Source organism: Streptomyces sp. NPDC017095, assembly GCF_044332325.1.
Lineage (GTDB): Bacteria > Actinomycetota > Actinomycetes > Streptomycetales > Streptomycetaceae > Streptomyces.
Window position 1 is genome coordinate 1 of the sequence record NZ_JBIROU010000035.1, and the last position, 11,962, is coordinate 11,962.

Annotated in this window: 7 protein-coding genes; 1 reads left to right on the top strand and 6 read right to left on the bottom strand. The window is 69.1% G+C overall.

Annotated elements, in window-relative coordinates:
* Window positions 1-671 precede the first annotated feature (671 nt).
* Both ACH4OA_RS34450 and ACH4OA_RS34455 read right to left on the bottom strand, forming a co-directional pair.
* Window positions 672-3,437 (bottom strand): LuxR C-terminal-related transcriptional regulator, encoded by a 2,766-nt coding sequence (locus ACH4OA_RS34450; RefSeq protein WP_397973442.1) that lies wholly within the window; start codon window positions 3,435-3,437, stop codon window positions 672-674.
* Between the two features lie 492 nt (window positions 3,438-3,929).
* Window positions 3,930-4,895 (bottom strand): esterase/lipase family protein, encoded by a 966-nt coding sequence (locus tag ACH4OA_RS34455; RefSeq protein ID WP_397973428.1) that lies wholly within the window; start codon window positions 4,893-4,895, stop codon window positions 3,930-3,932.
* Between the two features lie 239 nt (window positions 4,896-5,134).
* On the opposite strand from ACH4OA_RS34455, the gene ACH4OA_RS34460 reads away from it, so the two are divergent.
* A complete protein-coding gene (locus ACH4OA_RS34460) occupies window positions 5,135-6,394 on the top strand; it encodes a helix-turn-helix domain-containing protein (RefSeq protein WP_397973431.1) in 1,260 nt (419 codons plus the stop codon).
* A gap of 40 nt (window positions 6,395-6,434) precedes the next feature.
* On the opposite strand, the gene ACH4OA_RS34465 is transcribed toward ACH4OA_RS34460, so the two are convergent.
* The 4 genes from ACH4OA_RS34465 to ACH4OA_RS34480 all read right to left on the bottom strand — a co-directional run.
* A complete protein-coding gene (locus ACH4OA_RS34465; protein WP_397973434.1) occupies window positions 6,435-7,805 on the bottom strand; it encodes an L-serine ammonia-lyase in 1,371 nt (456 codons plus the stop codon).
* A 310-nt stretch (window positions 7,806-8,115) separates the two neighbouring features.
* On the bottom strand, window positions 8,116-8,658 hold the full coding sequence (locus ACH4OA_RS34470; RefSeq protein WP_397973437.1) for an ATP-binding protein: 543 nt from the start codon (window positions 8,656-8,658) through the stop codon (window positions 8,116-8,118).
* Between the two features lie 658 nt (window positions 8,659-9,316).
* The gene (locus ACH4OA_RS34475; RefSeq protein ID WP_397973440.1) at window positions 9,317-10,897 is read right to left on the bottom strand and encodes a S8 family serine peptidase; all 1,581 of its coding nucleotides are present in this window, start codon (window positions 10,895-10,897) and stop codon (window positions 9,317-9,319) included.
* Between the two features lie 888 nt (window positions 10,898-11,785).
* A partial coding sequence (locus tag ACH4OA_RS34480) for a transposase (RefSeq protein WP_397973445.1) occupies window positions 11,786-11,962 on the bottom strand: 177 nt, incomplete at its 5' end.

The window sequence follows — 11,962 nt, forward strand, 5'->3', positions numbered from 1 at the left end:
GGAGCGAGCAACTCCCACTCCAGGTCAGTGAGTTCATGACGACGTACCACGACACCATGATCTATCACCCAGATGATCTTTGAAGACGGACCCTACCGTGCACGAGCTCGCTAGGACGCAACCTTTCAGCGCGGCCGGGCTCGATGGCCTGCAGGCACTTGTCTCCGCCGGTCCTCAGGCCTTTCTGCGCCTGCATCAGCCGGGGATCGTCTCTCTCCTGTCGACCGGATTTTTGCCGTTCCGCTGTGCAGGAGGAGAAGCCTGCGGACCTGGACGCGAGGAACGATGGCACCAGATGCTGCACACACGGGCACAGCCAGCGCTCGGTGACGGGGATTTCCCGCACTGAGCTCCGGCTGCGGAAGGATCATGAAGGGCTCGGATCGTATGGGTGAGACAAGCCGAGCCGCACGCAGCCCTTTGATGCCCGTGCACTGCCCGACCGACAGGATTGCCCGGGTGGGGGCGACCACGCCGATTGGTCGGCGACCCCGAATGTAGTGCCGCAGATTCTCGGCGCCTATCCGGAACCCGACTTCTACGGATACGACAGAAAAGTCCAGCCGATGCCATGGCGCACGCAAAAGCGGAGCGGGGGAACGTGTCGCTCCGCGGCCGACGCCCCGGGCCCTCGCGGTCCCTGACCGTCATCCAGTGTCGCCCTCAGGCGTTCACCCCAGCCTGTGCTCAAGGTCTCGGCGGGAGAGTGCACCGGTCTTGCGCATGGCGCGGGCGATGTGCTGCTCCACTGTCCGAGGGGAGAGGTGGAGGGTGACGGCGATCTCCCGGTTGGTCAGGCCTGAGACCGCGAGCTGTGCCACCTCTGCCTCCCGTGGGGACAGGGCGTCGGCGTGCGAGGGCCGACCGGGAGGGCGGCCCGTCTTCGCCGGCTGGCGCGTGCGCAGCAGGGCTCTGGCCCGCGCCGCGTCCCAGACGGCGCCCAGTTCGGCGAAGCATTGGACGCAGGTCTCCAGCTCGGTGACCGCCCATGCGGCCGACGGGCGACCGGACACCGGGTCAGGCGGCGCGGCGATGCCGCTGGTCTCCGTGAGCGGGTCGGAATCCGCTTCGGTGTCCGCTGCGAGCGCACAGCGGGCGGCGCCCTCCAGCGTCAGGGCCCGGGAGTAAGGGCGGGGCAGCTCGGCGTAAGCCGCCGCGGCCTGCCGGTACAGCTCAGCGGCCCGTAGCAATGCGTCCTGCCGTGCCGGGTCGGAGTTTCCCCGGGACGGTGCTTCGGTTTCGGCGAGCACGGCCCTGCTCCAGAGGAGCGCAGCTCGTGCGGCGGGCGCATCGCGTTGCCCGAGCCCCTGGGAGAAGTCCCGGACCATGCCCTGCGCCGCAGCCCTGTCGTCCGTGCGTGCCAGCGCCTCCACGACCCACGGCGCGAGTTCCGCCGCCCACGGCCACACCCCTTTCTCCGCAACCGCCGTCCAGGCGGCCCGGGCCTGCTCTGCCGCGACCCAATCTTCCTGGCGGGCCAGGGAGAGCCGGATCGCAGCGCCGGCCGCCGTCGCGGCCAGGGGAACCGGCAGATTCTCGGCCCGGGTCGTCCCGCGCTGGGACAGCCAGGACACCGCCTCACCCCAGTCGCCCTGGGCGAGGGCGAGCAGACCTCGTACGACATAAGCGTCGGAGGCGATGAACGGCATGTCGGCGGTCGCGGCGACGAAGTCCTCACACCGCTTGGCCAGGCCCGGCCACTGGCCGGTCCACCACTCCTGGAGCAGCCGCGCCCCCAGCGCGGTGTGCTCTTGGTAGGGCGCGCCATTGCGCGTGGCCAGGTCCAGTCCATCTGCGAGCAGGTTTTCCGCCCGTTCGTGGAAACCGAGCCAGACCGCGGAGTTCGCGGCGTTGCACAGGCCCCGCGCCGCTTGCCGGGCGCACGCGGGATCCGTGTCCTTCGTGGACAACTTCTTGACCAGCTCCCATGCCCCCGGGTCGGCACAGCTCAAGGCGAGGTCAGCTCGGTTGGCCAGCACCGCCGTGCGCATGACCTCGTCTCCGCTTGCGTCCGCGACGTCGATGGCTCTGGCTATCCATTCCCGGTCGGTGTCGAGGGAGTTGCCCGGGAAGAACACACTGGAGAGTGCCGCCATAGCGCGCGCGGCCAGGCCGGGCCGGACCTCGCACAGTTCGGCGGCGGCGGTCTCCAGTGCCTTGCGCCCTTCGTGGCCCCGGCCCATCTGGTTGCACAGCATGAGACCCAGGTCGAGCCGTAGCTCTCCGCGAACAGACGGGGGCAGGGATGCGTCCTGCACGATCTGCGCGAGCACCTCCACGGTCTGGTCCGAGCGCAGCCCGGTCACCGCGCTGCGGGCGAGGAGCGGCGCGAGGCGGGCCCGGTTCTGCGGCGGCAGGTCGGGCGTGGCCAGCGTCTTTTCCAGAAGGTTGATCGCCTGCTGGTGCTGACCCGACACGGCCGCCGCCTTGGCTGCCTTCTCCACCGCTTGGAGCCATTTGCGGGTTTCGCCGGCCGACCTGTGGTGCTCGGCCACGTCGGCCCAGGGCACGGGCTGCCTGCGACTCAGTACGCCTGCCGCCCGCGCGTGTAGGTCCTGGCGGACGGGTCCGGGCACGAAGGCCCGTACGGCCGGTGCGGCTAGCGGGACGGCGAAGCCGTAGCGGCCTTCGGCCGGCTCCGCCAGGGCCGCCCCCTCCAAAGCCTGCAGCAACGCGCCGCTCCCCGCCGCCGCTCCGAGACCCGACACCGCGATCAGCTCATCGCGGCCGGCGGGTCCGCCGAGGACAGCGGCAGCCCAGACCACCGGCCGGTCCTCCGGCGACAGCGCGTACGTACGGCTGAGCGCCAGTTCCGCGAGACGGGTCGGCACACCCGCCGCTTCGACCTCGGCAGCCGTGACGGTGACCGCCGGATGCCATTGCCTCAGTGCGGCCAGGAGGTCGACGACCACCCCAGGCACTCCGCCGGTGAGCTCGTACAGTCTGCGCACCGCCCCGGCCGTGCAATTCCCGCCCAGCACCTCCGCGGCGGCCCGACCGACGCGTTTCTCGTCCCAGGGCGTCAACCGATGCCGAAGCACCGTCAGACGGGAGGCGTACTTCATCGGCGGACCACCCAGCGGAAGGCCGGGGACAGGGAGTTCCTCGGGCCGGTAGGTCACGGCGGCCGCCGAGCCCGGCTCCAGTCCCTTGAGGATGCGGCGCAGCCGTCGCAGTTCGTTCTCGTCCGCCCGGTGGACGTCGTCCACCAGCCACAGGGACAGGGCCGGCGCCCCCTCGTCCGGCGGTCCGGTGTCGGCTCCGCACTGCCACCGTATGGGAACCGTGTCTGTCGTCCCGGGCAGGTCGGCCAGTTCTTGGAGCAGGTGACTCTTCCCCTCGCCGGCGGCGCCTTCGACAAACAGCAGCACCGGTTCGGCGCGCTCGTCGGTGAGGACGCGGGCCAGGGGCAGAGCAGAACCACGCGTCTGCATCACGTCGTCTTCCTCGCTCTCCTTCTCCCGGGAGCCCGGACACACCGCGCCCAGCAACTCGCCGTCGGTGCGCGGGGGGAAGTGCGGAGCCGACGTAGTACACGCGGGACGATTCCGCCCGAGGCATTCCGCGCCCGGGCCTGGATCACCGGTCCGCGCGAGTCGATTCCCGCACCGTACCAAAACGGTGGCGCAGGAAAACAGGGACAGAGCAGGATCTTCCCATTTCTCCCAGCTCGCAGAGCCGGAAGATTACACGATGCGAATCATCGGCTGCGGGCGGCGTGGAAACACGTGAGCGGATTGCCGCAAAGCAGGGCGCGATGCCATTCGGGCAGCGTTTCCCGACGGCAGCGCGCGTAGTAGTGGGGCGTGAGCCCCTTCGAGGTGTGGGGCGCGGGGAGCGTCCGGCGGTTCCTCCACTGACTGCCCCGGCCCCACTCCCTCACACCTGGATTTGCCCATCCAGAGCCGTGTGCTTGTCGGCCGCCTGGCTCACAGAAGTTGCAGTCCGAAGCCGTGGCACTTCGGCTTGAAGTCCTTCGGCCCGTCGGCCAGGGCGTTCATGGTGATCTGCAGGGTCGGGTCGTCGTTGAAGAGGCCCATGTGCCCGGCACGGTCGGTCGGACATGCGTCCTGCAGGACCATGTTGTTGACGTTCTCGCCCTTGAGCGCCTGGCTGGTGTACGGCGTCACGACGGTGTCGTACCTCGTCATCACGACAGTGTAGTGCGGGCCCGTGGCGACGGTGTCGCCGTCGGCCCACATCTCGCGGGTGTACTCGGAGGTGTTCGTCTGCTCGATGACGCCTGGGAACTGCGCCACGTTCGACAGGTGCGTCACGAAGCCCATGAGGTTCAGCTTCTCGCCCAGGTCCACGATCCCGTTCAGGCTCGTGCCGTGCGAACTCGGCGCCCAGCCGACGTACTTGTCGACCTTGCGCGCACCGTCCATCTTCTTCATCCACCACATGGGCACGCTCCCGCCGAGCGAGTGCCCGATGATGTCCACCTTGTGGGCGCCCGTCGACGCGAGGACCTTGTCGACGAAGGTGCCGAGTTGGGCCGCCGATGCCCGGTTAGACCCGAGACCGCCGACGCGGCCCAGGGACAGGGAGGTGAAGCCGTAGTTCACCGCGTAGACGCAGTAGCCCGCGTTCTTCAGCCGGGGCGCCGCCTTCACGAAGTTCGCGCCGAAGTTGAAGAACGTACCCGGCAGCATAACGACCGGCTCCGGGTGCTCGGCGCTCGGCTTGCACGCCCAATCATTGGCACCCGGCACGGCGTCCGGTGAACTCACGTAGTTCCACAACGCCTCCGCCACACTTCCTTCCCGCAAGGCGGACGCCTCCTCGGCTTGGGCTGGCACGGCCAACGAGACGGTGAGCACGGTGGCGGCGCAGACGGCCGCGGAGGTCAGCCCCGCGCGGAACGTGCGCGCGGACAGCATGGTCACTGGCATGAGGTCTCCTGGGTACACGGTGGCGGTGGTGTCCCAGCAGGCTGATGGAAGGACCGCTCCACGAACCCCGGCTGTCGTCCAGACATCAACGACGCCGTTTGTCATCCGTCACAACGGAGACCCACTGCGAGACCTCGCTCACAGCATCCGCCAGGCCATTGACGCCCCGCACGAAACCAGCGACTTTTGCTTTCGCTACGCGTGGACGAACTCGCTCCGGGCGGGAAAGGGGGAGGCGAATGGAGCGCGCGAGCGACACACCGCTGCCTCTGGCCTTCGACGGCGTCGTCCTCCACCAGCGCCTCAGAGACGCCCTTCCCGAGCTGGCGGAGCGCGTGCTCGAGCAGCTCGTCGACCACGTCCCGGTTTACGACACCATGCCCGCCGAGCAGCTCAAGGAGATCCGCCGCGTCGTCGAACAGGGCATCGGCTTTTTTGCCGCCATGCTGCGCACAGGGTGGCTCCCCACGGACGACCAGCTCCTGGCACTCAGGCAGTCGGCCGCCAAACGTGCGGAGGAAGGGGTGCCCGTGGAGACTGTCGTGCGCGCCTACCACGTCGGCGCGCAGGAATGCCTGCGGCAGATGCTCCGCCACGCCGTGCCGGACGACCTGGCACACGTACAGGCCGTCACCGTCCTGGTGCTCCAGTATCTGGAGCGGATGACGGTCACCGTAGTCGCCGGCTTCTTCGCCGAGCGGCAAGCGGTCCTCGGTGAAGAGCAGTCGGCGCGGCAGGCGCTCCTGACAGCGCTCGTCGAGGGCGCGGACGTGGCGGGCACCGCCGCCCGCTGGGGTCTCGACGTGCCCCCTTGCTACTTCATTCTGGACCTCGCCGTCGGCGCACACCCGGACGAGGAACTGGACGGGGTCAGCCCGGTCATCGCGGGCAAACGCAAACTGCGTCGCCTGCGGGTCGAACTCGACCGGCACGTCGACGGCACCGTCCTGGCTGCCCTGTCCAGTGCCGGCGGCTTCGCGCTCATCCCGTGCCGCACGGCACCGGACCACGTCACGGAGCAGGACTGGGCGCGGGTCGCCGCGGCCCTCAGCCATATGCGGCGGGTCGCGGGCGCCGACATCATGGCCGGCGCGGCGGCCGCCGCCCCCCAGGACATTCCCGCCGCCCTGACGCTCGCCCGGGAGGTGCGCCGGGTAGCGGCCGCCTCGGAACGGTCGCCAGGACTCTACCGGCTCCCGGACGTGCTGCTCGAGTACCAGCTGATGCGTCCGGGACCGGCCAGGGAAGCACTGGCGCGGCTCATGCAGCCCCTGACGACCCGGCCCGAACTCCTCGACACGGTGCGCGCCTACCTACGATGCGGGCTCAGCCGGCGCGACACCGCACGCGCGTTGTGCGTCCATCCCAACACGGTCGACTACCGGCTGCGCCGCGCCGCCGAGATCACCGGGCTCGACGTGACGCACGGCGCGGACGCGCTGCGGGTCCGGGCGGCCATCAGCGCGCTCAACGCAGCGGAAGGCGCTGTCGGGATGTAGCGGACACGGCGGCCCCAGCGGTCCAGTGGTTGCCCGGGCCTCAGCACTCGATGATGTTCACCGCGAGGCCGCCGCGCGCCGTCTCCTTGTACTTGACGCTCATGTCGGCGCCCGTCTCCTTCATGGTCTTGATGACCTTGTCGAGGGAGACTCGGTGGCTGCCGTCGCCGCGCATCGACATCCTCGCTGCAGTGACGGCCTTGACCGCGGCCATGCCATTGCGCTCGATGCACGGGATCTGCACCAGGCCGCCGACCGGGTCGCAGGTGAGGCCGAGGTTGTGCTCCATGCCGATCTCGGCCGCGTTCTCCACCTGCTCCGGGGTGCCGCCCATCGCCTCCGCCAGCGCGCCCGCCGCCATCGAGCAGGCCGAGCCGACCTCGCCCTGACAGCCGACCTCGGCGCCGGAGATGGACGCGTTCTCCTTGAACAGCATGCCGATCGCGCCCGCGGCGAGCAGGAAGCGGACCACGCCGTCCTCGTCGGCGCCGGGCACGAAGTCCAGGTAGTAGTGCAGGACCGCCGGGATGATGCCCGCCGCGCCGTTCGTCGGAGCCGTGACCACCCGGCCGCCCGCCGCGTTCTCCTCGTTCACCGCCATCGCGTACAGGGTGATCCACTCCATGGCGTGCGCCTCCGGACTCCCCTCGGAGCGCAGCTTGCGCGCCAACTTCGCCGCGCGCCGGGGGACCCTCAGGCCGCCGGGCAGGATGCCCTCACGGGACATACCGCGCGACACGCAGGACTGCATGACCCTCCAGATCTCCAGCAGACCGGCGCGGATCTCATCCTCGGTGCGCCAGGTCTTCTCGTTCTCCAGCATCATCGCGGAGATCGACAGACCGGTCTTCTCCGCCAGGCGCAGCAACTCGTCACCGGTGCGGAAGGGGTACGCAAGGACAGTGTCGTCCGGGACGATCGGGTTCTCACCCGCGACCGCGTCCTCGTCAACGACGAAGCCGCCGCCGACCGAGTAGTAGGCCTTCTCCAGGATGAGCCCGCCATGAGCGTCATACGCGAAGACCGTCATGCCGTTGGCGTGGTACGGCAGCGCCTTGCGCCGGTGCAGGACCAGGTCGGCGTCGAAGTCGAAGGGGATCTCATGGGCGCCGAGCAGGTTGATCCGGCTGCTCGCCCTGATCCGCTCGAACTGCTCGTCCGCGTACTCGACATCGACCGTACGGGGCGAGTTCCCCTCCAGGCCCAGCAGGACGGCCTTGGGGGTGCCGTGGCCGTGGCCGGTGGCGCCGAGGGAGCCGTACAGCTCCGCCCGTACCTTCGCGGTGTGTGCCAGCAGGCCCTCGTTCTTCAGCCGGCGGGCGAACATCCGGGCCGCGCGCATGGGCCCCACCGTGTGCGAACTCGACGGACCGATACCGATCGAGAACAGGTCGAAGACCGAGATGGCCAAGGAAAGCCCCCTGAAGGAGAAGATGCAAGAGGAAGAGCCTGCGGTCCTGGACGCGAACAATGACAGAGACAGAGCGTGTGTGTTCCGGCCGACCGGCATGCCCTTGTGGAACGGCCGCGCCGGTCAGCCGACGACATCGAAGGTAGGGCCGCAGGCTCTCAGCGCCTATCCGGAACCCGGTTCCTACGGATACGTCAAAAACCCGCCGCTGCCACGGAGGTACGCAAAGCCAGGAGCCCGCAGAAACGTGTCACTCGGAGCCCCAGGGCTTGCTCCCCGCCGCAGGCAGGGCGTCGCCGCCCGGCCTCCCTCACCGCTCCCGCCTCGTCGCGCGCGACTCCGCCGGTCCAGCGGGGCTGAGCCGGCACAGCAGGCGGTACGCGGCCGGGGTGAGGGTCCAGCGGTCCGCATGCCGCCTCGCCGCGCTCCCAGCCTCGGGAGGTGGGTTCCGGCCCGCCGCGCCGGGCGTCTCCGGGACCAGGGACAGCACGGCGTAGCAGCGTTTCCCGGTGCCCACGGGTTCGCATCCGTGCAGGAGACAGATGGCATCAACCAGGGCAAGGCCACGGCCATGCTCGGCGTACGGGTGCGCGGTCGCCCGGAGGGGCATGCGGGGGTCGCCGTCGGTAACTTCGACGATCAGGTACGGGTGGTCCAGCGTGATCTCGGCAGCCAGGCGCCCGCCCACATGCAGGAGGCTGTTGGTCAGCAGTTCGGAGGCCACCAGTCGCAGGTGCGCATACTGGTCGTCGTCCAGCGCCGCGCCCCACTCGCGCACGATCTCGGACATCCGGCCGCGCACGGTGCGCACCGCGGCGGGGGTCGCGTCGAAGGTCCAGCGGGCGTTGGGCATGCGGTGTCTCCTCGGCGAGGGCACCGCGGATGTGCGGCGCCCCCTGTCAGCGGTCGGACCCATCCTGTTGCCACGCCATCCCGTAGATGCCGGCCCTGCACTTGGCGGGCACCACGTGCACGCTCTGCGAGGCGTCCAGGGCGAGCGGGCGGAGATCCCGCCGTTTCGCGCCGGACGCCTGCTTGTAGTAGCCGTACACGGCCGACGGGAGACAGTGGAGATGGAAGATGTGCAGGAGGTACTGCCTGACCGGGACGGCCAGGGTTCGCTCGTGGTGGTCGGAGGGTTTCCAGCGCGGACCGACGCGGAGTGTGTAGCCGACGATCGCGGGTGTCGCCCCGGTGCAGGGCGCGTCCGAAGCCGATGTCGAAGACCGCCGAGCCGACTTCCTGACGCAAGTGCAGCGTCTCCAGCCGCCCGCAGTCGACGGTCACCTGCACGGAGGAGGTCTCGAGGTCGTCCAGGATGTGGTGGGCGGTCAGGTGCCGGACGCCATCCCGCGCCGCACGCACGACGTGGCTGACCGTGTAGCACGGCACGACCGACGGAGAAAAAGGGCGGCCGCTTGCTCCTTGTGGGCCGGGAACCGTGCTGGGACAGGGCACGGATGAGCCGTGGCCAGTGTTTTCGCCACGGCTCATGACTCGTTCAGGGGCGATCAGAACTGGAGCGACCAGGCGTTGATGTAACCGGTATCGTTAGCCCAGTTGTCAGTGACGCGCAGCTTCCAGGTGCCGTTGGCCACCTCACTGGAGGCGTCGACGGTGTAGGTGGCCTGGACGTTGTCGGCGCTGTCGTTGCTGTTGTAGTCCTTCAGCAGGTAGGCAGAACCGTCGGGGGCGACCAGTTCGACCTTCAGGTCACCGCGGAAGGTGTGGCGGATGTCGACCGTCACGGACAGGGCGGAGGGAGCGTTGCCGCTGACGCCGGTCACCGCGACCGGGGAGGTGACGGTAGCGTTGTCCGAGATGGCGTAGTCGTTGGTGTTCTCGAAGCGCGGTCCCGTGGGCGGGGTGGTGGTACCGCCGCCGATGTACAGGAGCTTGTTGGGCGATCCCTGCGTGTCGCCAATGACGCCGGACGTGGCGTTGTTGATGATGGCCGTCTGGACCTGGGCCGGGGTGGCGGTGGGGTTGGCGGACAGGTAGAGGGCGGCCGCGCCGGTGACGTGGGGAGCGGCCATGGAGGTGCCGGTCATGACGGTGGTGGCGGTGTCACTGCCGGGGGCCGCGGAGAGGATGTCGGTGCCGGGGGCGAACAGATCGGTGCACGAGCCGTAGTTGGAGTCGGAACGCCGCTGGTCGCTCTTGGTGGCGTTGTTCACCACGATGGCTTCCTTGATGTTGCCCGGCGAGTTCTGGCACGCGTCGCTGTTCTTGTTGCCGGAGGAGACGACCCAGGTGACGCCCTTGGCGATGGAGTTCTTGAGGGCCTGGTCCTGAGCGGCGTTGATGTTGCCCTGACTGCTGTTGATGCTCATGTTGACCACGGCTCGCCGACTGGAGTCCTGGGCGGCCTGCTCGGTGATCCAGTTGGCTGCCTTGATGATGTCGGAGTCGTAGGCATTGTCAGTGCAGTCCAGGACTCGCACGGAGACGATCTTGGCCTTCTTGGCGACGCCGAAGTCTTTGCCCGCCACCGTGCCGGCCACGTGCGTGCCGTGGCTCATACAGGTCTGGTTGTAGGCGTCGGAGGCGAAGTTGCCACCGATCGAGGCGCGACCTTCGAACTGCGTATGCCCGATGCGGATGCCGCTGTCCACGATGTACGCGGTGACGTTGGAGGCCGTGTTGGGGTAGGTGTAGTTCTGGTCGAGGGTGTTGGTGCGCTGGTCGATGCGGTCGAGGCCCCAGGGCGGGTTGGTCTGGGTGTCGGAGCTGTGGGAGATGCCGTCCTGCTGAACGTAGGCGACACGCGGGTCGGCGGCCGTCTGGCGGGCGTCCTCCGCGCTCATCGCCGCCGCGTAGCCCTTCAGCACGGTCCCGTAGGTGAAGCGCACCTGACCGCCGTGCTTACTGGTCAGCTCCTTGGAACGCTCCTTGACGGCGGACTTTGTCAGCCCGGCGTCCTTGAGGACCACGATGTAACGGCCCGGTACAGGCTCGGCGGCGGCGATGAGGCGGCCAGCGGAGGGGGTGGGCTCGGGCGACGTGGCGGCAAGGGCGCTGGGGGTGGCCAGCATCGCGCCGACAGCGGTCGCCGCGATGCTGGCGGCTATGGGCAGCATCTTTTTGCGCACAGAGGCTCCAGGTGAGGGGATGTGAGCTTTTCCCAGACGGGATGGCGAGCGTTTACGTCAAGGCGTCTCACGCTTGGCCGGAACCCTACGTGCGGATGTGACGCACGTTCCATAAGGGAATCTGATTTACCTATACGCAGAAAAGTCGGCGCCTGATAGGCCAGTTGCGCTCGTGTATTGCCACAGCCGGACTTGGAAGCGGCATCGTCCCCGCTACTCCGACACGACCCACGGCCGTGTCGGGCTGCACAATGAACTGGGCAAGCTCGTCTGTAATGCCAAGACGCCGACCACCGCCGACCCGCTCTGGGCGTGAGGCGATCGGCCTGCGAAGCACCTCTGGCAGGCTGCCCCTCCCCGGCCAACCGCCTTGCCCGCAATAGGTGTTCAGGGCCGAGCAGCTGCTCGCCTAGTGGCCGGGGAAGGGGTCTGTACCAAGGTTGCCCAGGCGCGGGCCCCGCCCCGCGGGCCTCGGGTGTGACCGGTCGGCCAGTACGGCAGCACGAGGAGCATGGGTGCGCAGTAGGCCCTCACCACCAGCAGAGGCAGCAGGCGCAAAGCGACCACGAGTGGGCGTTGCCACCCCTTGAGCAGGGTGGTCGTAGTGGTGAGGAGAGTGTGCATGAGAAGGGAGTGCGTAGGCGCCAGGGTTCGGCGGCGGGAGCAGGGCCGCGCGCGGGAGCGGGGCATCCGCGGCGGCGTCGCCGCGCGACTCGACAGCGACGACTGCCAGGAGCCGGGCATGCAGCGCGGCCGGTCCGTCGGGCCTGAGCCGGGCGGCGGTGCGGGCTGCGGCGCGCGCCAGTCCGCCCGCGTCCTCGGGATCGTCGGCTCGGGTCCACACGGAGACGCTGGTCCAGGGCGAGACGGGGTGCCTAGGGTCCGTCTTCAAACGGATCTTGCCCAGAGCAGGAACGACGCGAGATTGACCGCTGCTTCGTAGGAAGTGGCGGTCTTTTCGTACCTGGTGGCGATACCGCGGAAGCCCTTGAGCCGGTTGAAGCAGCGCTCGATCACGTTGCGTCGCCGGTAAGTCTCCCGGTCGAACCCTGGCGGTCGGCCCCC

Excerpts from the sequence above, each read along its gene's own strand:
- ACH4OA_RS34455 (WP_397973428.1), bottom strand. The coding sequence starts at position 4,895 with ATGCCAGTGACCATGCTGTCCGCGCGCACGTTCCGCGCGGGGCTGACC.
- ACH4OA_RS34460 (WP_397973431.1), top strand. The coding sequence starts at position 5,135 with ATGGAGCGCGCGAGCGACACACCGCTGCCTCTGGCCTTCGACGGCGTC.
- ACH4OA_RS34470 (WP_397973437.1), bottom strand. The coding sequence starts at position 8,658 with ATGCCCAACGCCCGCTGGACCTTCGACGCGACCCCCGCCGCGGTGCGC.